Source organism: Streptomyces sp. 4N509B, from assembly GCF_052245655.1.
Classification (GTDB): Bacteria; Actinomycetota; Actinomycetes; order Streptomycetales; family Streptomycetaceae; genus Streptomyces.
Window position 1 is genome coordinate 81474 of sequence record NZ_JBQQBZ010000025.1, and the last position, 20525, is coordinate 101998.

The 20525-nt window shown below is 74.5% G+C and carries 16 protein-coding genes and 1 pseudogene; 8 read left to right on the top strand and 9 right to left on the bottom strand.

Annotation, left to right across the window (positions count from 1 at the left end):
• The first annotated feature begins 26 nt into the window (after window positions 1-26).
• Together ACTWP5_RS21905 and ACTWP5_RS21910 are read left to right on the top strand one after the other, a co-directional pair.
• Window positions 27-1529, top strand: coding sequence for a CoA-acylating methylmalonate-semialdehyde dehydrogenase (locus ACTWP5_RS21905; protein ID WP_443222758.1), 1503 nt, complete (start codon window positions 27-29; stop codon window positions 1527-1529).
• A gap of 268 nt (window positions 1530-1797) precedes the next feature.
• Window positions 1798-1989: a helix-turn-helix transcriptional regulator gene (locus ACTWP5_RS21910; RefSeq protein ID WP_443222759.1), complete on the top strand. Its 192-nt coding sequence runs from the start codon at window positions 1798-1800 to the stop codon at window positions 1987-1989.
• 62 nt (window positions 1990-2051) lie between these two features.
• Here the strand turns inward: ACTWP5_RS21910 and ACTWP5_RS21915 are convergent, their stop codons facing one another.
• On the bottom strand, window positions 2052-2762 hold the full coding sequence (locus ACTWP5_RS21915; protein WP_443222760.1) for a DedA family protein: 711 nt from the start codon (window positions 2760-2762) through the stop codon (window positions 2052-2054).
• 265 nt (window positions 2763-3027) lie between these two features.
• On the opposite strand from ACTWP5_RS21915, the pseudogene ACTWP5_RS21920 reads away from it, so the two are divergent.
• Window positions 3028-3237, top strand: a pseudogene (locus ACTWP5_RS21920) (heavy-metal-associated domain-containing protein); the annotation flags it as partial.
• A 286-nt stretch (window positions 3238-3523) separates the two neighbouring features.
• On the opposite strand, the gene ACTWP5_RS21925 reads toward ACTWP5_RS21920, so the two are convergent.
• Both ACTWP5_RS21925 and recD2 read right to left on the bottom strand, forming a co-directional pair.
• Window positions 3524-4849: a citrate synthase gene (locus tag ACTWP5_RS21925; RefSeq protein WP_443222761.1), complete on the bottom strand. Its 1326-nt coding sequence runs from the start codon at window positions 4847-4849 to the stop codon at window positions 3524-3526.
• A gap of 160 nt (window positions 4850-5009) precedes the next feature.
• A complete protein-coding gene (gene recD2, locus ACTWP5_RS21930; protein WP_443222762.1) occupies window positions 5010-7295 on the bottom strand; it encodes an SF1B family DNA helicase RecD2 in 2286 nt (761 codons plus the stop codon).
• A 413-nt stretch (window positions 7296-7708) separates the two neighbouring features.
• On the opposite strand from recD2, the gene ACTWP5_RS21935 reads away from it, so the two are divergent.
• Window positions 7709-9940 carry a PEP/pyruvate-binding domain-containing protein gene (locus ACTWP5_RS21935; RefSeq protein WP_443222763.1) on the top strand — a complete coding sequence of 744 codons (2232 nt, stop codon included), beginning with the start codon at window positions 7709-7711 and terminating at the stop codon, window positions 9938-9940.
• Window positions 9937-10956: a hypothetical protein gene (locus tag ACTWP5_RS21940; protein ID WP_443222764.1), complete on the top strand. Its 1020-nt coding sequence runs from the start codon at window positions 9937-9939 to the stop codon at window positions 10954-10956. Before ACTWP5_RS21935 ends, ACTWP5_RS21940 begins: the two co-directional genes overlap by 4 nt.
• A gap of 223 nt (window positions 10957-11179) precedes the next feature.
• Here ACTWP5_RS21940 and ACTWP5_RS21945 read toward each other — a convergent pair whose 3' ends face one another.
• Complete coding sequence (locus ACTWP5_RS21945) at window positions 11180-11854, bottom strand: AIM24 family protein (RefSeq protein ID WP_443222765.1); 675 nt, start codon at window positions 11852-11854, stop codon at window positions 11180-11182.
• 129 nt (window positions 11855-11983) lie between these two features.
• Complete coding sequence (locus ACTWP5_RS21950) at window positions 11984-13390, bottom strand: aminotransferase-like domain-containing protein (RefSeq protein ID WP_443222766.1); 1407 nt, start codon at window positions 13388-13390, stop codon at window positions 11984-11986.
• On the opposite strand from ACTWP5_RS21950, the gene ACTWP5_RS21955 reads away from it, so the two are divergent.
• Entirely contained in the window at window positions 13389-14399 is a 1011-nt protein-coding gene (locus ACTWP5_RS21955; RefSeq protein ID WP_443222767.1) for a DMT family transporter, read from the top strand. The two genes, ACTWP5_RS21950 and ACTWP5_RS21955, sit on opposite strands and share 2 nt — an antisense overlap.
• Window positions 14400-14452: 53 nt before the next feature.
• On the opposite strand, the gene ACTWP5_RS21960 is transcribed toward ACTWP5_RS21955, so the two are convergent.
• The 3 genes from ACTWP5_RS21960 to ACTWP5_RS21970 all read right to left on the bottom strand — a co-directional run bounded on the left by ACTWP5_RS21960 (window position 14453) and on the right by ACTWP5_RS21970 (window position 17850).
• Window positions 14453-15331 carry a sugar phosphate isomerase/epimerase family protein gene (locus tag ACTWP5_RS21960; protein ID WP_443222768.1) on the bottom strand — a complete coding sequence of 293 codons (879 nt, stop codon included), beginning with the start codon at window positions 15329-15331 and terminating at the stop codon, window positions 14453-14455.
• A 5-nt stretch (window positions 15332-15336) separates the two neighbouring features.
• Window positions 15337-16509, bottom strand: coding sequence for a dihydrodipicolinate synthase family protein (locus ACTWP5_RS21965; protein WP_443222769.1), 1173 nt, complete (start codon window positions 16507-16509; stop codon window positions 15337-15339).
• Between the two features lie 174 nt (window positions 16510-16683).
• The gene (locus ACTWP5_RS21970) at window positions 16684-17850 is read right to left on the bottom strand and encodes a Gfo/Idh/MocA family protein (protein ID WP_443222770.1); all 1167 of its coding nucleotides are present in this window, start codon (window positions 17848-17850) and stop codon (window positions 16684-16686) included.
• Between the two features lie 113 nt (window positions 17851-17963).
• Here ACTWP5_RS21970 and ACTWP5_RS21975 point away from each other — a divergent pair, with 113 nt between their 5' ends.
• Both ACTWP5_RS21975 and ACTWP5_RS21980 read left to right on the top strand, forming a co-directional pair.
• Window positions 17964-19070, top strand: coding sequence for a LacI family DNA-binding transcriptional regulator (locus ACTWP5_RS21975; protein WP_443222771.1), 1107 nt, complete (start codon window positions 17964-17966; stop codon window positions 19068-19070).
• 250 nt (window positions 19071-19320) lie between these two features.
• The gene (locus tag ACTWP5_RS21980; protein WP_443222772.1) at window positions 19321-19860 is read left to right on the top strand and encodes a hypothetical protein; all 540 of its coding nucleotides are present in this window, start codon (window positions 19321-19323) and stop codon (window positions 19858-19860) included.
• A 155-nt stretch (window positions 19861-20015) separates the two neighbouring features.
• Here ACTWP5_RS21980 and ACTWP5_RS21985 read toward each other — a convergent pair whose 3' ends face one another.
• A complete protein-coding gene (locus ACTWP5_RS21985; protein ID WP_443222773.1) occupies window positions 20016-20219 on the bottom strand; it encodes a hypothetical protein in 204 nt (67 codons plus the stop codon).
• Window positions 20220-20525: the final 306 nt, after the last annotated feature.

Here is a 20525-nt window from a genome sequence, read left to right on the forward strand (position 1 = left end):
GACGCAAGGGATGCAAGGGAGCTGTCATGCGCACCATCTCGCACTTCGTCGGCAACGAGACCCTGTCCGGCTCCTCGGGCCGCTCCGGACCGGTGTACGACCCGGCCACGGGCCGGCAGACGGCCGAGGTCGACCTCGCCTCACCGGCCGAGGTGGACCGCGCGGTGGCGGCGGCCCACGAGGCGTTCCGCTCCTGGCGCGGCGCCTCCCTCGCCCACCGCACCGCGCTGCTGTTCCGCTACCGCGAACTGCTGCACGCCCACCGCGAGGAGCTGGCGCGGCTGATCACCGCCGAGCACGGCAAGGTCCACGCGGACGCGCTCGGCGAGGTGGCGCGCGGCCTGGAGATCGTGGAGCTGGCCTGCTCGATCCCGACGCTGCTCAAGGGCGAGCTGTCCACCCAGGTCTCCAACGGCGTCGACGTGGCCTCGATCCGGCAGCCGCTCGGCGTGGTCGCGGGCGTCACGCCGTTCAACTTCCCCGCGATGGTGCCGCTGTGGATGTTCCCCGTGGCGATCGCCTGCGGCAACACCTTCGTCCTCAAGCCCAGCGAGAAGGACCCCTCCGCCTCCCTGCTGCTGGCGGCGCTGGCCCGGGACGCGGGCTTCCCGCCGGGCGTGCTGAACGTCGTGCAGGGGGACCGGCCCGCCGTGGAGCGGCTGCTGGCCCATCCGGACGTGGCGGCCGTCAGCTTCGTCGGCTCCACGCCCGTGGCGCGGGCCGTCCAGCGGGGCGCGTGGGAGCACGGCAAGCGGGTGCAGGCCCTGGGCGGCGCCAAGAACCACATGCTGGTCCTGCCCGACGCCGACCTCGACGTCGCCGCCGACAACGCGATCAACGCCGCCTACGGCTCGGCGGGTGAGCGGTGCATGGCCGTCTCGGTGGTGGTGGCGGTGGGCGAGGCCACGGGCGACGCGCTGGTGGCGCGGCTGGCCCGGCGGGCGAAGGGGCTGCGGATCGGCCCCGGCGACGACCCGTCCTCGGAGATGGGCCCGCTGATCACCGCCGAGCACCGGGCACGGGTCGCCGCGTACGTGCCGGCGGCGCGGGAGCAGGGCGCGGAGGTGGTGGTGGACGGCACGGGGCTCGTCGTGCCGGGGCACGAGGGCGGCTTCTTCCTCGGCGTCTCGCTGCTGGACCGGGTGACGCCGGAGATGGACGCCTACCGGGACGAGATCTTCGGCCCGGTGCTGTGCGTGGCGCGCGTCGCGAGCTACGACGAGGCGCTGGCCTTGATCAACGGCTCGCGCTGGGGCAACGGCACGGCCGTCTTCACGCGGGACGGCGGCGCGGCCCGCCGCTTCCAGCTGGAGGTCGAGGCCGGCATGGTCGGGGTCAACGTGCCGATCCCGGTGCCGGTCGGCTACCACTCCTTCGGTGGCTGGAAGGAGTCCCTCTTCGGGGACCACCACGTGTACGGGCCCGAGGGCGTCCGCTTCTACACGCGGGGCAAGGTCATCACCTCCCGGTGGCCCGACCCCGCCACGGCGGAGGGCGGCATCAACCTCGGCTTTCCCAGCAACCACTGAAGGCCGTCCCACAAGCGTCGGGGAGACGGGCCGCGAGGGCTCGGTGATCACAGGAAGCGCGGCCGGCGCCCGAGCATGGCGACCCCCAGCGGCGACCGTTGGTGATCGCTGTGTCACCGTCCTGTCACCGCTGTCACCGCCGCGTTCTGGACCCGCCACAGGCGCGTGACGGGCCAGGACCCGGCGTGCACCGGCCCCGTTCCGAGGAATACAGCCTGACGGATCACTGACGGATCATCAGATGCTGCCCTTGGAGGTACGGAGAGACATGACGGATCGTGGGCTGTGGTCGTACCGGGAGATCGCCGCGTACATCCGGGTTCAGCCGGACACCGTGCGGTCCTACCGCAAGCACGGCTTGCTTCCGCCGCCGGAGACCGTCGAGAACGGCCGGCCGTACTGGGACCCGGAGGCGATCCGCGAGTGGGTCACCCGCCGACCCGGCTACCGCGGTGGCTGAGGGCCCAGGGCGCGCCCCTGACGTCACGCCGGCCGCCCCGGCCGCCCCGGGGACGACCCGGGCTAGCGCGCGCACCAGCGCACGCGCTGGGCCATGCCGGCCGTGCCGCCGGTGCCGCCGGTGTCGCCGGCACCGCCCGCGCTACCCGCGCCACCCGTGTCCTCGCGGGGCGCGAGCGGCCCACCGCGGGCACAGATCCGGCTGCGGCCGTGCGACTCGCCCGCCGTCGGCTGGTGCGAGCGGCGGGCGAGCAGCTGCGCGAGGACCGCGACCAGCAGGGAGACGGCGGTGCCGACGGCCAGCGCCGACCACACGTTGTTCAGCGCGGAGCCGCCCCAGTACCCGATGGCGACCGAGTAGGAGGCCCACACGACCTCGGCGATCCCCGCCCCCAGCAGGTAACGGCGTGCGGGATACCGCACGACGGCGGCGACGAGCCCGCCGACCAGCCGGCCGCTGGGCAGGAAGCGCACGGCGACGACGAACGGCACGCCGTGGGCGTGGATGCGGGTGGCCGTCCACTCCAGCGCCGTGCGGCGACGGGAGGTTCGCGCGAGCCAGCGGAGGGCGGGGGCACTGGCCAGCCGCCCGATGCCGTAGACGGCGGCGTCACCGGCGATCGCGCTGCCCGCCACCACCAGGAGCACGACGATCAGGCTCAGCTCGCCGGCGGCGGCCAGGGCGCCCGCGGTGGCGATGAGGGCGGCGTTCGGGACGAGGGGTGGCGCGGTGGTGAGGGCCAGCAGGATGTACGTCCACAAAGCGCCGTCCATGCCCCATCCGTTTCTCGCCGCGGATCCCGCTCGTCGAACCTGTAAAGCAAAGCTGACAGATGACACCCACGGCCGGAACAACACCGGGCCGAAACCCGGGACTTACCCGGGCCTCGTCCAGTCTCCCCTAGGGGCGACCCCGACACCATAGGGTGATACCCCTTGGGGGTATACTGAGCCCAGGGCGCCAGACGGTCCGGGAGCACGGGCCGGGGGAGCCACGAGAGAGCACCGAGGAAGCACCAGGAAGCGAGGTACGCCCATGACCACCACGACGTACAAGGTCTCCGGCATGACCTGCGGGCACTGCGAGGGCGCGGTGCGGACGGAGGTCTCGGCCCTGTCGGGGGTCACGGAGGTCACGGCCACCGCCGCCAGCGGTCTGGTCACCGTCGTGTCGGAGGGCCCGCTGGCCGACGACGCGGTGCGCGCCGCCGTCGACGAGGCCGGGTACGAGCTGGTCGGCAGGGCGTAGGGCAGCCACCCACGCGGCCGACCAGGGCATGAAAAGCGCCCCGCTACGGGTCCCCCCACAGGGCCCGGCGCGGGGCGCTTACTGCCGTCCGCTCAGAGCGTCCCCCCACGGGACCCCGGCTGGACGGCGGTTGGCGTGGATCCAGCCGAATCCGCGCCAACGTTGACCGGTTAGACCCACGACTCACGGAAAGGTTGCAAGGAGATTGGTGTGACCTGCGTCACATCGGAGGACGGCGGTCGCACCGCCCTCCGAGGCCCCACTCCTCACCGCGCCGTGGCGGGTCTCACCGCTGTTCGACCGGCACGTAGTTCCGCTCGACGGCGCCGGTGTAGACCTGGCGCGGGCGGCCGATGCGGGTGGTGGGGTCGGTGATCATCTCGTGCCACTGGGCGATCCAGCCCGGCAGCCGCCCCAGCGCGAAGAGCACCGTGAACATGCTGGTGGGGAAGCCCATGGCCCGGTAGATCAGGCCGGTGTAGAAGTCGACGTTCGGGTAGAGCTTGCGGGAGACGAAGTAGTCGTCGCTGAGCGCGCGCTCCTCCAGGCGCAGGGCGATGTCCAGCAGCTCGTCGGACTTGCCCAGCGCGCCGAGCACCTCGTGCGCCGCCACCTTGATGATCTTCGCCCGGGGGTCGAAGTTCTTGTAGACGCGGTGGCCGAAGCCCATGAGCTTGACGCCCTGCTCCTTGTTCTTCACCCGGCGGATGAAGGAGTCCACGTCGCCGCCCTCGGCCTGGATGGTCTCCAGCATGTCCAGCACCGCCGCGTTGGCGCCGCCGTGCAGCGGGCCCCAGAGGGCGTTGATGCCGGCGGAGATCGAGACGAAGAGGTTGGCCTGGGAGGAGCCGACGATGCGGACCGTGGAGGTGGAGCAGTTCTGCTCGTGGTCGGCGTGGAGGATCAGGAGCTTGTCCAGCGCGCTGGCCACCACCGGGTCCGGGTGGTACTCCTCGGCCGGGACCGAGAAGGTCATCCGCAGGAAGTTCTCGACGTACCCCAGGTCGTTGCGCGGGTAGACCGGGGGGTGGCCGATCGCCTTCTTGTACGCGTACGCGGCGATCGTCGGCAGCTTCGCCAGCAGCCGGATCGTGGAGATGTGCCGCTGCTGGGGGTCCAGGGGGTTGTGGCTGTCCTGGTAGAAGGTCGAGAGGGCGCTGACCACGGAGGTCAGCATCGCCATCGGGTGGGCGTCCCTGGGGAAGCCGTCGTAGAACCGTTTGACGTCCTCGTGCAGCAGCGTGTGCTGCGTGATCTCGTTCCGGAAGGCGGCCATCTCGTCCACCGTGGGCAGCTCGCCGTGGATCAGGAGGTACGCCGTCTCCAGGAAGGAGCCGCGCTCCGCCAGCTGCTCGATCGGATACCCACGGTAACGAAGGATCCCGCGCTCGCCGTCGAGGTACGTAATCGCCGATGTGCACGCCGAAGTGTTGCCGTAACCGGAGTCCAGGGTCACCAGACCGGTCTGGGCGCGCAGCTTGCCGATGTCGAAGCCCCGGTCGCCCACCGAGCTCTCCACCACCGGATAGCGGTACTCGTCGTTGCCGTACCGCAGGAGTACCGCGTTGTCTGTCGTGTCGTCGTAGCGGTTTTCGCTCACGTCATCCCTCACCGACGTTTGTGCCTCTTCTTCGAGGGTTCTTCGAGGTGCCCTGACTTCCTCCACTGTCCCCCATCCGACGCCGAATCGTGCACTCGGGGTCGGAAATTGCTCCACTTTCTGGCACGGGGTGCCGCTCTCGTGACCGCCAAACATCGACGAAACGGATCATTCAGGGCCCCACGGGCTCCACCTCGGGATCGGGCTCGGGCTCGTACCCCTCCTCGGGGTCGGACCGGGAGCCGGGCGCGGCGGCCACCCTGCCCGCGAGCCTCGCGTCGAGCGCCGTGCACCGGCGCCCCGCCGAGACCGTGCGCACGGCCTGGGCGATCGCCCGCCGCGAGCCGACCAGCACCACCAGCCGCTTGGCCCGGGTGACGGCCGTATACAGGAGGTTCCGCTGGAGCATCATCCAGGCACTCGTCGTCACCGGGATCACCACGCAGGGGTACTCGCTGCCCTGCGAGCGATGGATCGTGACGGCGTAGGCGTGGGCCAGCTCGTCCAGCTCCGTGAAGTCGTAACCCACCTCCTCGTCCTCGTCGGTGAGCACGGTCAGCCGCTGCTCGTCCAGGTCCAGGCCGGTCACGACCCCGACCGTGCCGTTGAAGACGCCGTTCGCGCCCTTCTCATAATTATTTCGGATCTGAGTGACTTTGTCGCCCACACGGAAGACGCGACCGCCGACCCGTTTCTCCGGCAGGCCCGGACGGGCCGGGGTGACGGCCTGCTGGAGGAGCCCGTTCAGCGCGCCCGCGCCCGCCGGGCCCCGGTGCATGGGCGTGAGCACCTGCACGTCCCGCCGCGGGTCCAGGCCGAACCGCGCCGGGATGCGGCGGGACGCCACGTCCACCGCCAGCTTCCCGGCCTCCTCGGCGTCGTCCTCGACGAAGAGGAAGAAGTCCTCCAGCCCCTGGGTGACGGGCGGGGTGCCCGCGTTGATCCGGTGCGCGTTGGTCACCACGCCGGACTGCTGCGCCTGCCGGAAGATCCGCGTCAGCCGCACCGCCGGCACCGGGCCGCCCTCGGCCAGCAGGTCCCGCAGCACCTCCCCCGCACCCACCGAGGGCAGCTGGTCCACGTCCCCCACCAGCAGCAGGTGCGCGCCCGGCGGCACCGCCTTGACCAGCTTGTTCGCCAGCAGCAGATCGAGCATCGACGCCTCGTCGACGACCACCAGGTCCGCGTCGAGCGGACGGTCCCTGTCATACGCCGCGTCGCCCCCCGGCTTGAGCTCCAGCAGCCGGTGGACCGTGGACGCCTCGGCGCCCGTCAGCTCCGCCAGGCGCTTGGCCGCCCGGCCCGTCGGCGCCGCGAGGATCACCCGCGCCCGCTTGGCCCGCGCCAGCTCCACCACGGACCGCACGGTGAACGACTTGCCGCAGCCGGGGCCACCCGTCAGCACCGCGACCCGCTCGGTGAGCGCCAGACGCACCGCGTCCCGCTGCTCGGGCGCCAGCTCCGCGCCCGTCCGCGCGGCCAGCCACCCGAGCGCCTTCTCCCAGTCCACGTCCTGGAACGCCGCCAGCCGGTCCTCCTCGCACCGCAGCAGCCGGCGCAGCTGCCCCGCCACCGACAGCTCCGCCCGGTGGAAGGGCACCAGGTACACGGCGGTGACCGTGCCCTCCGGGTGCTCGGGGTCGGGCACCGCCTCCCGCACCACTCCCTCGGGCTCGGCCGCCAGCTGCCCCAGGCACTCGATCACCAGGCCCGTGTCCACCTGGAGCAGCTTCACCGCGTCGGCGATCAGCCGCTCCTCCGGCAGATAGCAGTGCCCGGAGTCGCTGGCCTGGGAGAGGGCGAACTGGAGGCCGGCGCGGACGCGGTCGGGGCTGTCGTGGGGTATGCCGACGGCGCGGGCGATGCGGTCGGCGGTGAGGAAGCCGATGCCCCACACGTCCGCCGCCAGCCGGTACGGCTGGTTCCTCACCACGGAGATCGAGGCGTCGCCGTACTTCTTGTAGATCCGCACGGCGATGGAGGTGGAGACCTCCACGCCCTGGAGGAAGACCATCACCTCCTTGATGGCCTTCTGCTCCTCCCACGCGGCGGCGATCCGCGCCGTCCGCTTGGGGCCGAGGCCCGGGACCGCGATCAGCTGCTTCGGGTCGTCCTCGATGACCTCCAGCGTCCGCACACCGAAGTGGTCCACGATGCGCTCGGCGGTCTTCGGGCCGATGCCCTTGATCAGGCCGGACCCCAGGTACCGCCGGATGCCCTGGACCGTGGCCGGCAGGACCGTCGTGTAGTTCTCCACGGTGAACTGACGGCCGTACTGCGGGTGGGAGCCCCAGCGGCCCGTCATCCGCAGCGACTCGCCCACCTGGGCACCCAGCAGCGAGCCGACGACCGTCAGCAGATCGCCACCCCGCCCGGTGTCGACCCGGGCGACGGTGTACCCGTTCTCCTCGTTGGCGTACGTGATGCGCTCCAGGACGCCCTCAACCACCGTCGTCATGTGTCGAACGGTATCCCCGGCCACTGACAGGGAGCGACTACGCGGCGTGACGCCGTGGTCGGAAGGGGCCCGCGGCCGGCGACCGGCGACGCGGACGGTGGCACGAACGGGGGGGCGAACGGTGACGCGAGGGGCGGCGGACGGGCAGGCGGCAGGCGAAGGGTCCGGCCCAGGCCCCCGCCACCCGGGCCGGGCCCTTCGCTCCCCTCCTGCCCAGCCCTCCCCGGTGCCTGCCGGCTGGGTCCTCCCGCATCGTCCCCGCGCGTCGCGGGGTCCGCGACGCGGCCGCAATCGTTGCGTTCTCAACGAGCGTTACCCGGTGGCGGGATCTCCGACACATCCCGGTTTGCTGTCAGGTACCCCGGGTTCTCCCGGCGTCTACCCCCAGGGCGGGGCGGACCGGGAGGAGACGGATGGTGGACATCGGCATCGTCAGCGGTCACGAGTCCCGGGGTGTCGGCGCCTCACCCGGCACGGTGCTCGACCTGGGCGACCCCCGCGCCCGGAGCGCCGAGGCCGTGGGGGGCAAGGCCGCCGCCCTCGCCCGCGCCGCCGGGGCCGGGCTCCCCGTGCTGCCGGGCTTCGTCATACCCCCGCCCGTCACCGACGACGACCCGTCCCTGCGGCGCGCCTGGCGGCGGCTCAGCGGCGCGGGGCGGGTGGCGCTGGTGGTGCGCTCCTCCTCGGCCGCCGAGGACACCGCCGTCTCCTCCATGGCGGGTCGGTTCGTCTCGGTGCTCGACGTGCGTGGCTGGGAGGGCTTCCTCGACGCGGTGCGCGCCGTCCGGGCGTCGGCCCGCCAGGCCGCCACGTCCCCGGTCGCCGCCACGTCCCCGGCCAACGGTGGGGCGCCGGCCGACGGTGGGGCGCTGGCCGAGGGGGCCACCGACGGTGAGGCGCCGATGGCCGTGCTGGTGCAGCCGATGGTGCGCTGCCGCGTCGGCGGCGTCCTCTTCGGCGCCGACCCGGTGACCGGCCGCACCGACCGCCTCCTCGTCAGCGTGGTGCCCGGCGGCCCCGACAGCCTCGTCAGCGGCGCCCGTCCCGGCGTCACCGTCCCGCTCAGCCCGCACGGCCGCCTGACCGCCGACGCCCCGCCCGACAGCGCCCGGGAGGCCAGGCGGCTGCTGACCCCCGCCGAGACCCGTCGCCTCGCGGCGCTGGCCCGCCGCGCCGCCCACCTCCACGGCGGACCCCAGGACATCGAGTTCGGTTTCGAGGAACACACCGGCACGCTGCGGCTCTTCCAGAGCCGGCCCATCACCGCCATGGCCGCCCGCCCCGCGCGCCACGCCCGGCTGCTGGGCCCGGGGCCGGTCGCCGAGACGCTGCCCGACGTGCTCCAGCCGCTGGAGGAGGACCTGTGGGTCGTGCCCATGGCCCACGGCCTGGCCACGGCGCTCGACGTCGGCGGCGCGGCGCCCCGCTCCCGGCTCCGCCGCGACCCGGTCGTCTTCACGGTCGAGGGCCGCGCCGTCGCCGACCTGCGGCTGCTGGGCGTGGCCCCGCGACGGCGCCGCTCGCTCGCCCTGCTCGCCGCCCTGAACCCGCTGCCCGCGCTGCGCCGGCTCGCCGCCGCGTGGCGCGTCGGCAGGCTGCGCGGCACCCTGCCCGAGCTGGCGGCGGCGCTCACGGCCGAGGTGGACCGGGAGTTGACGCACGCCCCGCCGCTGGCCGGGTCGAGCGCGCACGGGCTGCTCGCCGCGTTGCGCTGGTCGCGGAGCGCGTTGCGCTCGCTCCACGCCCAGGAGGCCCTGGCCGGCGCGCTGCTCGCCGACGCCGCGACCGCCGACGCCCGCACCGGCGAGGGCACGGCGGCGGGGCGGGCACTGGCGGCGCTCCACCACGGCCGGGCCGAGGGGATGGACGACGCCGCCCTCGTCGCCGCCCACCCCGAGGTGCTCGCGCTGGTGCCGCCCAGCCTCACCCGGCCGCTGCGGCTTCCCGCCCAGGGCGCCGCCACCCCCGCCGCGACGGCGCGGCTGTCCCCGCGTGAGGCGCTGCGGCTCCGGATCCGGTGGGTGCAGGAGTTCCAGGTCCGGCTGGTGGGGGAGCTCGCCCGGCGCGTCGACGGCCTCGGCGAACGCGTCGCGCTGCTGCGCTGGCCCGAGCTGACGGCCGCCGCGGAGGGCCGCCCGCTCCCCTCCGACCTGGCCGAACGCCGCCCCCGCGCCGCGGGCGCGCCGCTGCCCGACGCGTTCCGGCTGGCCGACGGCGGCCTCGTCGTCGCCGACCGGCTGCCGGGGCCGCGCGAGGGCGCGGGCGACGGGGCCCTCGGCGTGTCGGGCGGCCGGGTCACCGGCGTCGTCTGGGACGGCACCGGCCCTCCGCCGGCCTACCCGGTGCTCGTGGTGCGCGTCCTCGACCCGGCGCTCGCCCCGCTGCTGCCTCGGCTGGCGGGCCTCGTGGCGCAGACCGGCAGCCCGCTGTCGCACCTGGCGGTGCTGGCGCGGGAGCTGCGGCTGCCGACCGTGACCGGCGTGACGGGCGCGGTGGACCGCTTCCCGCCGGGCACGCGCGTGACCGTGGACGGCTCGACCGGTGAGGTCCTGGCCCTGCCGGGGACCGCTGGCGCGGACGGCGACCTGGCCCCGACGGAGTCGGCGAACGGCACGGCCCTGGTGGCGGGGGAGGCCGGGCGGTGAGGCCGGGCCCGGCGCGGCTCGTCGCGTACCTCACGGCGGGGCTGGTGGCGCTCGGCGCGGCCACGTACGTGGTGGTCTACCTCTACCGCTGGCAGTGGCAGCGCGCCATCCTCAGCGGCGTCCTGCTGCTCGTGGCCGAGGTGCTGCTGCTCGGCCTCGTCGTCCTCGGTCGGCTGACCCGCCTGGAGCGGCGGCTGGCCGACGGCGACCGCCGGCAGGAGGAGATCCTCGCCCAGCTGCGCGCGGCCGACCAGACGCGCGATGCCACCGACCACGGCGACGGCCGGGCCGCCGCCCGCTTCGCCTGGCTCGACCAGGCGGTGGAGCGGGAGCGTCACACCTTCGTCTTCGTGCCGGTGCTGATGGCGGCGGGCGCCGCGCTGTCGGGACTGGCCTGGCTGGTGGAACGTGTCGCCCGCCGCACCGTGCGCCCGTCCGCGACCCGCCGCCTCGCGGCGCGGCTGGCGCCGCTGGCCGCCCCGCCGGGCGGCGTCGCCGAGGGGGCCCCCGATCTGCCGGACCGTCCGGCGCTGGGCCCGGCGCCCGGCCGGGGCGGGCGACGCGGCTGGCTGACGGCCGTGGGCTGGCTGGCGCTGGGCCTGGCCTGCGTCGGCCTCGTCGTCGGCCTCGCCGGGCTCACTCAGACCGCTCCCCCGCGGCGCGGCGGCGACCACACCGCGACGACCGTCCTGTTCACGCTGGACAGCCGGGGACTGCCGGCCGGCCAGGCCGAGCTGGCGGCCCGTCAGCAGTGGGAGCGCTGCCGGGACGCCACGTCGATCCCGCTGGCCCAGGCCGGGATGACGGTGCTCGACGACAACCTCTACGCCGCGACGATCCACCCCTCGCTCAGCGAGCACGACGAGACGCGGCTGCTGGGCTGCCTCCAGGACGCCACCATCGACCGCGTCCAGCTCCACGTCATCGGCACCAGCGGCGTCACCCCGGTCGCCGAGGCCGGGACGGGCGACACGGGAACGGACGACGGGAGGGTGCCGGCGGGCGACACCGACTAGCCACGGCCCGCCCGCCGTCACGCCCGCTGCCGCCGTCACGCCCCCTGGCCGAGGCCGCCAGCGAACGCGACGAACCTGCGGGCCGGCCTTGGCGAGAGGCCAACGGGGAACCGGTCCGCGGCGGACGCTACGAGGCGGGCTTTGCCGCCGCCTTGCCGCCACTTTTCCCGCGGGTTACACGCCGCCGCGCCCGGGGCCCGTCCCCGGAGGCGGCGGCCTCGGGTCAGCCCTGCTTCGCGTCGGGCTGGAGCTCGCTGGGGCGGACCACGACGAAGCCCTCGCCGTCCAGGCGCAGCTGGACGGCCTCGCCCGAGCCGCCGCGCAGCATCGAACCGAGGCTCTGCGAGCGCTGGAGGGAGGTCCGCAGCTGGGCGGACCACCCGACGACGGCGTCGGTGTCGACGAAGACGGGCGCCTGCGGCGAGACGGGTATGACGAGGGGCTCGCCGTCACAGACCAGGCCCAGGTCGCCCTGGCCGCTGAAGACGCAGTTGAACAGCCCGCCGCCGGTCATGCCCGCGCCCTTGACCATGCGGATGTCGTAGGAGAGGGACGCGTCGAAGACCAGCACGTTGTTGCCGTTGATCGACAGGCTGTCCCCCGGGTCGATCCGGACGACGAAGCAGCTCTGCGCCTCGTGCGCGAACCACGCCTCGCCCTGGCCGCGCACGGCCATCAGCGCCAGGCCCTCGCCGGTGACGCGCCGCTTGAGGTAGTTCCCGACCCCCTGGCCCTTCCGCTCGAACTGGAGGTTCCCCCGGTAGGCGACCATCGCGCCCTGCCGCGCCAGGCACTCGCCGTTGACGGCGTACTTGATCGACTTCGAGTTCTGCAACGACATGCCCGGCTGCGTGGCCTGCGTCGCCGTGAACCGGCTGTGGAACAGATCGCTGTGCATGTCCGCATCCTTCCCCCGCTTGCTGTCACCCGCCAAGACGCGGAACGCGACGCGGCTGGTTGCCCACCGGCGAGCCGCGTGTTCCCGGACACCGCGCCACGCGTGCCGCACACGCCGCCGCGACGCCCGTCACTGCCGCGCCAGGGCCCGCCCGATGACGCGCGCGCCGTCGGCGAAGGCGCCGGGGTTCGGCCCGGCGTAGTTCAGCCGCAGGTGGGGCCCGGTGGGCTCGGCGGGGAACCACTCGTCGCCCGGGGCGACGACGACGCCGTCGGCCTCGCACTCCCGGACCAGCCGCGGGAGGTCGGTGGTGTCCGGCAGCCGCACCCAGAGGTTGAACCCGCCCCGGGGCACGGCCGTCAGGTGGGCGGCCGGGACGTGGTCGCGCAGGGCCGCCACAAGCAGGTTTCTGCGGGCGGCCAGCTGGTGGCGCAGGCCCCGCAGGTGGCCGCGCCAGGCGGGCTGGGTGACGACGTCGAGCGCGACGGCCTGGAGCAGGCCGCTGACGTACATGGACTCGGCCTGGGTGTCGGCGAGGACGCGCTCGCGGGCCGGGCCGCGGGCGATGACCGCGGCGATCCGGACGGCCGGGGAGACGGTCTTGGTCAGCGACCTGAGGTAGACGACGTGCCCGGCGTCGTCGAGCGCGGCCACGGGCGTCGGGTCGGCCGTGATGCCGAGGTCGTGCGCCCAGTCGTCCTCGACCAGGAACGCGCCGTGGCGCCGGACCGTCTCCAGCACCCGCCCGGCCAGGGCGGGCGACCAGTGCGCCCCCGTGGGGTTGGCGAAGCTCGGCTGCGCGTAGAGAGCGCGTGCTCCCGTGCGCTCGAAGGCGCGCGCCAGCTCGTCCGGGTCGGGTCCGTGGCTGCCGCTGGGCACGGGGACGACCCGCACGCCCGCCTGCGCGGCGGCGAGGATCGCGCCCCAGTAGGTGGGCGACTCCATCAGCAGCGGCCGGCCCGCGCCGACCAGGGCGCGGAAGGCGACGCCGAGCCCGCTCTGGCTGCCCGGGAGGATGACCACGTCGCTCGGGGTCGGTGGGGCGACCCCGGCGGGCGTGGCGTGGCCGAGTTCGGTGGCGAACCACGTCTGGAGCTCGGGGAGGCCCGCGGCCGGTGGCCTGCTGACGGCGGCGTCGCCGCGCGCGGCCCGCGTGAACGCGGCGCGCACCAGGCGCTCGGGCAGCAGCTCCCGGTCCGGGTACCCGGAGTGCAGCGCGATCACGTCGTTCGGCAGCGTCCGCAGCGCGGTGGACCGCCACGGGCCCAGGCCGCGCGGCGACCCGAGCGCGGCGGTCTGCCACCCGTAGTCGTTCGGGCGGGCGACGGGCCGGACGCGCACGAAGGTGCCGACGCCGGGCCGGCTCTCCACCAGCCCGCGCGCCGCCAGCGCCCGCAGCGCCTTCTGCACCGTGACCGGGCTCGCGCCGTACCGCCGCACCAGCTCCCGTGTCGAGGGGAGCCGCGCGCCCGGCGGGGCCGTCGCGACCCACGCGTCGAGGTCCGCGACGATCCGCGTACTGCTATCGTTCGACATGAGAAACAACAGTAGCGCTACTCTTCCGACGGCGCCGGCGCTATCCCCACCGGCCGCCCGTGCCGGCCTCGGCTGGGGCGTGCTCGGGGTGGCGGCGTTCTCCTTCACCGTCCCCTGCACCCGCGCCGTCGTCGACGACGGCGGGATGTCGCCGCTGTTCGTCGGCTCCGCCCGCGCGGTCGTCGCGGCGGTGCTCGCCGCCGCGGCGCTGGCCCTGACGCGGCAGCGCCTGCCCCGGGGCGGCCAGTGGGGGCGCCTGGCCCTCGTCGCCGGGGGCGTCGTCGTCGGTTTCCCCTTCCTGACGTCCTACGCCCTCACCAGGACGTCGGCCAGCCACAGCGCCGTCGTGATCGCCCTGCTGCCCGCCGCCACCGCCGTGCTGGCGGCGCTGCGCGGGCGGGAACGGCCCGTGCGCGCCTTCTGGGTCGCGGCGGGTGTGGGCGCGGTGGCCGCGGTGGCGTTCGCCGCGGCGCACGGCGGCGGGCTCGGCGGGCCGCGCGCGTTCGACCTGCTGCTGTTCGGCGCGGTCCTCGCGGCGGCGGTCGGCTACGCGGAGGGCGGGCTGCTGGCCCGCGAGCTCGGCGCCTGGCAGACCATCTCCTGGGCCCTGGTGCTCTCCGCGCCGCCGATGCTCCTCCTCACCGCGGTCGCGGCGGCGGAGCGGCGCCCGAGCGGCAGCGCCGCGGAGTGGGCCGCGTTCGCCTACCTCGGCGTCGTCAGCATGTTCCTCGGCTTCCTCGCCTGGTACCGGGGCCTGGCGATCGGCCCGATGGCGCGGGTCAGCCAGGTGCAGCTCGTCCAGCCGGTGATGACCGTCAGCTGGGCGGTGCTGTTCCTGGGCGAGGAGCTGGCCTGGGCCACCGTCCTCGGCGGCGTCGCCGTCGTCGCCAGCGCGGGCGTCGCCGTGCGGGCCCGCCTCGCGCCCGTCCCCGCTCCGGCGGCGCGGGAACGGGAACGGGGACGGGAAAGCGAGCGGGAACGGGGGCGGGCGCCGACGGCCCGAGGCTGAGCGGCGGCGCGACGCGCTCCCGCTGTACCGCGTACCGCTGTACCGCTGTACCGCTACAGCGCGTGCTCGCGGTAGCGGGCGACGGTCTCGCTCAGCACCTCCTGCCCGTCGCGCGCCCACATGCCGTCGTTGAAGATCTCCACCTCGACCGGGCCCGTGTACCCGGCGCGCTCCACCACCGCGCCGAACCAGCGGAAGTCCACCGCGCCGTCGCCCAGCTGCCCCCTCCCGGTGAGGACGCCCTCGGGAAGCGGGGTGACCCAGTCGGCCAGCTGGTACCGGTGCAGGCGGCCCTCCCTGCCCGCCCGGTCGAGCTGGACGGCGATCTGGTCGTCCCACCACAGGTGGTAGGTGTCCACGCAGACGCCGACCCACTCCGCGGGGAACCACCCGGCCAGGTCCAGGGCCTGGCCGAGCGTGGAGACCACGCACCGGTCGGCCGCGTACATCGGGTGCAACGGCTCGACCAGCAGCCGCACGCCGCGCTCGGCGCCGTAGGGCCACAGCTCGGCCAGCGCCTCCGCGACCTGCTCCCGCGCGCCCACCAGGTCGCGGCTGCCGGGCGGCAGGCCACCGGAGACCAGGACGAGGGAGTCGGTGCCGAGGACGGCCGCCTCGTCGATGGCGGCGCGGTTGTCGTCGATCGCGCGGGCGCGTCCCGCCGCGTCGGCGGCGGTGAAGAAGCCCCCGCGGCACAGGGAGGTGACCGCGAGGCCGGCGTCGCGCACGAGGCGGGCCGTGGCCTCGAGCCCGAACTCGGCCACCGGCTCCCGCCACAGGCCGACGCCGGGAACGCCGAGGCCCACCAGACCCTTGACCAGCTCGGGGAGGGGGAGCTGCTTGACCGTCATCTGGTTGACGGAGAAGCCCGTCAGCTCCCCCCGGGTGCCCTCGTCCGTGCCCGCATTCGTGTTCGTGTTCGTGTCCGTCATCCTCGTCACGCCTCCACTCCGTAGGTGGCCAGCAGCTGCCGCATCCGGGACTCCGCCAACCCCGGGTCGGGGAAGAGCCCGAGGCCGTCGGCGAGCTCGTAGGCGCGGGCGAGGTGCGGCAGCGAACGGGCGGACTGGAGGCCGCCGACCATCGTGAAGTGCGCCTGGTGGCCCGCGAGCCACGCCAGGAAGACCACGCCCGTCTTGTAGAAGCGGGTCGGCGCCTGGAAGAGGTGACGCGAGAGCGGGACGGTCGGGTCGAGGCGGGCGCGGAAGCCGGCCACGTCGCCCGTGTCGAGGGTGCGGACCGCGTCGGCGGCCACCGGGCCGAGCGGGTCGAAGATGCCGAGCAGCGCGTGGCTGAAGCCCTGGTCGTCGCCGGCGATCAGCTCGGGGTAGTGGAAGTCGTCGCCCGTGTAGCAGCGCACGCCCTCGGGGAGGCGCCGGCGCAGCGCGACCTCGCGCTCGGCGTCGAGGAGGGAGACCTTCACGCCGTCCACCTTGTCGGGGTGGGCGGCGATGATGTCGAGGAAGGTGTGGGTCGCCCGGTCCAGGTCCTCGCTCCCCCAGTAGCCCCGCAGCGCCGGGTCGAACATCGGGCCCAGCCAGTGCAGGATCACCGGCTCCGTCGCCTGCCGCAGCAGGTGGCCGTAGAGCTCGGCGTAGTCCTCGGGGCCACGCGCGGTCGCGGCCAGGGCGCGGGAGGCCATGAGGATCGCCTGGGAGCCGGTCTCCTCGACGACGGCCAGCTGCTCCTCGTACGCCTTCCTGACCGCGTCGAGGGTGAGGACGCCCTCCAGGCCCGGGGGCGCGTGGAGCTGGTCGGTGCCGACGCCGCAGGCGACGCGTCCGCCGACGGACCGCGCCTCGGCGCCCGAGCGCCGGATCAGCTCGGCGGCGCCGGCCCAGTCCAGGCCCATGCCGCGCTGCGCGGTGTCCATGGCCTCGGCGACGCCCAGGCCGTGGGACCACAGGTGGCGGCGGAAGGCCAGCGTGGCGTCCCAGTCGACGGCCGCGGGGCCGTCGGGGGTGGTGTCGGCGAACGGGTCGGCGACGACGTGGGCGGCGGAGAAGACGATGCGGGAGGTGGGTGGGGAGCCCTGGGGGGTGGGAAGGGCCGGCTCGCTGCGGGGCTCGTGGGGGCGCAGCGCGCCGGAGGCGTCGGGGAGGCGGATCATGGGGCAGCAGTCTCCGTTGCTCGATGCTCGCGGAACGGCTCGTGGGTCGGCTCGGGGATGGGCTCGGAGGTCGGCTCGGGTGTCGGCTCGCGGGCGGGCTCGCGGGACGCGCGAGCCGCGCGGAGGGTCGCGGGGCCCGCGGGGCTCGCGGAGGTCACCGGGAGGCGCCCGGGCTCAGAGGGTCAGCTCGGGAACGGTGACGCGCCGGCCCGACGTCGACGACAGCAGGCCGAGCTCGGCGAGCTGCACGCCGCGCGCGCCGGCCAGCAGGTCCCAGGTGTACGGCTCGCCGAGGACGACGTGGCGCAGGAAGAGCTCCCACTGCGCCTTGAAGCCGTTGTCGAAGTCGGCGTTGTCCGGGACCTCCTGCCACTGCTCGCGGAAGCGGTGCGTGGCCGGCAGGTCCGGGTTCCAGACCGGCTTCGGGGTGCTGGAGCGGTGCTGCACCCGGCAGGTGCGCAGGCCGGCGACGGCCGAACCCTCGGTGCCGTCGACCTGGAACTCCACGAGCTCGTCGCGGCCCACCCGCACCGCCCAGGAGGAGTTGATCTGCGCGACGACGCCGCCGGCCAGCTCGAAGATGCCGTACGCGGCGTCGTCGGCCGTTGCCTCGTAGGGCTTGCCCTGCTCGTCCCAGCGCTGCGGGATGTGCGTGGTGGCAAGCGCCTGCACGCTCTCCACCCTGCCGAAGAGCTCGTGCAGGACGTACTCCCAGTGCGGGAACATGTCGACGACGATGCCGCCGCCGTCCTCGCTGCGGTAGTTCCAGGAGGGGCGCTGGGCCGGCTGCCAGTCGCCCTCGAAGACCCAGTAGCCGAACTCGCCGCGGACGGAGAGGACGCGGCCGAAGAAACCGCCGTCCACGAGCCGCTTGAGCTTCAGCAGCCCGGGGAGGAAGAGCTTGTCCTGCACCACGCCGTGCCGGATGCCGGCGTCCTTGGCGAGGCGGGCCAGGCGCAGCGCGCCCTCCAGGCCGGTGGCGGTCGGCTTCTCGGTGTAGATGTGCTTGCCCGCGGCGATCGCCCTGGCGATGGCCTCCTCGCGGGCGAGGGTGACCTGGGAGTCGAAGTAGATGTCGATGCTGTCGTCGGCGAGGACGGCGTCGAGGTCGGTGGTGATGGCCGTGGAGTCGAGGTCGTGCTGGTCGGCGATCGCCTTCAGGGCGTGCTCGCGCCTCCCCACCAGCACGGGCTCCGGCCAGATGACCGTCCCGTCGCCGAGGTCGAGGCCGCCCTCCTCGCGGATGGCGAGGATGGAGCGGACCAGGTGCTGGCGGTAACCCATCCGACCGGTGACGCCGTTCATGGCGATACGGACGGTTCTGCGCTGGGCGTGCGTCATGCGCGCGTTCCCCTTCTGGCTCGGGCTGCGCTCGGCATAGCCGTAGTAAGCGCTTTCTAGACAGAGAGAAGCTAACCTCTCCCCACTGGCTGGGACAAGTGTGGGAGCTGAGCATGTCAGTAACGCTTGCCGATGTGGCGGCCCGAGCGGGGGTCTCCGCGGCGACCGTGTCGCGTGTACTGAACGGAAACTACCCCGTGGCCGGGCCCACCCGCCGCCGCGTTCTACAGGCCGTCGAGGAGCTGGAGTACGTGGTCAACGGCCCTGCCAGCGCCCTGGCCGCCGCCACCTCCGACCTCGTGGGCGTGCTGGTCAACGACGTGGCCGACCCGTTCTTCGGGATCATCGCCTCCGCCGTCCAGACCGAGCTCGGCCCCACCGACGCACCGGGCGGCCGCGCCCAACAGAAACTCGCCGTGGTCTGTAACACGGGAGGCTCCCCGGAGCGCGAGCTCACCTATCTCACGCTCCTCCAGCGCCAACGCGCCGCCGCCGTCGTCCTCACCGGCGGCACCACGGAGGACCCCCACCACATCGCCGCCCTCGCCACCCGCATCCGACGCCTCGAGGCGGCCGGCGGGCGGGTCGTGCTGTGCGGCAGGCCGCCGCTGCGGGAGACGGGCCCCGAGCAGGCGGCCGACCGGCAGCAGGGCGAGCCGGAACCGGGCCCGGTCGCCGTCACGTTCGACAACCGCGGCGGCGCCCGACAGCTCACCGCGCACCTGCTGACCCTCGGCCACCGCCGCCTGGGGTACCTGGGCGGGCCCGCCGCCCGCACCACCACCCGCCACCGCCTGGAGGGCCACCGCGCCGCCCTCGCCGAGGCCGGCCTGGCCGGCGACGCGGAACGGCTCACCGTCCACGGCCACTACGACCGGGCCTCCGGGTACGACGGCGCGCTGGAACTGCTGCGCCGCGAGCCGGACCTGACCGCGATCGTCGCCGCCAACGACACGGTGGCGCTCGGCGTCTGCGCGGCGCTGCGGGAGCGGGGCGTGCGCATTCCGCAGGACGTCTCGGTGACGGGCTTCGACGACCTGCCGTTCGCGGCGGACGCCGCCCCCGCGTTGACGACGGTGCGGCTGCCGCTGACGGAGGCCGGCACCCGGGCCGCGCGCCTGGCCCTCGGCCGCGACGAGGCGCCGTCCGGCGGCGTCGCGACCTGCACCGGCTCCCTCATCGCCCGCGCCTCCACGGCCCCGCCGCCGGCCGCGGGCTGACCGAGCGCGGGCACGGGGCGACGGCGTGGGCACGGGACGGGCCCAGCCGTCCGGGGGGGTCCGGTGACGAGTTCCTCCCGCGGCGTGCGCCGCGTGTGACCGTGCGGACCGGACGCCGCGGTGGAACTCCTCCTCGGTGGACCCGTGGGGCGCCTCCCCTGGGACGCGGCCCCCGGAGAGGTGTCCGGGCACGTGCGATAACCTCCGGCCGTTGATCTTGGAAGGCACGTCGAGGAGGGGAACGCACACGATGCGTAGGGCACTGGCCGCTCGGGTTCTGGGGGTGGCGGCGGTCGCCGCCGTGGCGTTGACCGGGCTCACCGGATGCGGGAGCGACGACGGCGGCGACGGCGGTGAGGGGGGCGACGGCGGCACGAGCGAGGCGGCGCGGCAGTCGCCCGAGGCGGCGGACGAGGATCCCGCCGGGGACGCGGCCGGAGACCAGCCGGAGGAGGACGAGGCCGCCGGGGCCGGCGAGGACACCGGCGCCGGGGAGGAGCAGGAGGCGGCGGCCTCGGGCATGGACGGCAGCTGGGTGTCGATCGTGGACGGGAACGACATCGAGACGATCACCGTCACGGGCGGGGAGGTCTCCACGACCGGCCCGCTGAGCTGCCCGGGGACGCTCTCCGAGGCGGGCGGCACGACCCGCGTCGAGCTCGCCTGCGACCCCGAGGACCCGGCCCGTTCGGCCGGTGACGTCGAGCTGTCCGAGGACGGCTCACACCTGGTGATCTCCTGGGACGGGGAGGCGTGGGGCGGCATGGTGGACAGCTTCACGCGCGAGTGAGACGCACGCCCGCCCGGTGCCGTGAGCGGCCACGCGACGGCGAGCGGCGATGACGCGTTTTCTCCTCGACGGCGCCACGCACCCGGGAATCGGAGGTCGGGCGCTCGGCGGCTCGGGAAACTTCCGGGACTTCGGTAACTCGGCGCTCAGAGGAATCACGGCGTGAGGAGCGGATCGAAACTCGTCTCCCCCGTTCCGTAACGCTTTCTCGTGTTCTCGAGAACGGCTTCCCGCAACACCTCGAGATTCGCGTCCCCGACGTCACGGGGAGAGGTGACGTTCGGCGTGTGCTCGTAGTTCCAGACGACGACGTCGAGGAAGACCGGCGCCCTGAACTGCCGGTCCCGCAGCGGAATCACCTGGGATATCGCCGGGTAGGGCGTGGGGACCGGATTGGCGAGCCAGCCGCGTAACGCGGCACGCGGGGACACTGAAGTCCACGCCGGCTCTGCCCAGTGCCCGGATGACGTCGAAGGCGAGCGGCGGAGCGTTCCGTTCCGGGTCCAGCGCGATGAGCTCGCCCCACAGGCGCACCGCGTCGACGACCCTCGCCCGCGCGTCCCGGACGCGCCCCTCCCGGTCGTACTCCTCGGCGGCGGCGAGGAGTTCCCGCGCCCGTTCGACCGACGTCTCCGGTGACACGTCGCCCCCGTCGCCCCCGTCGC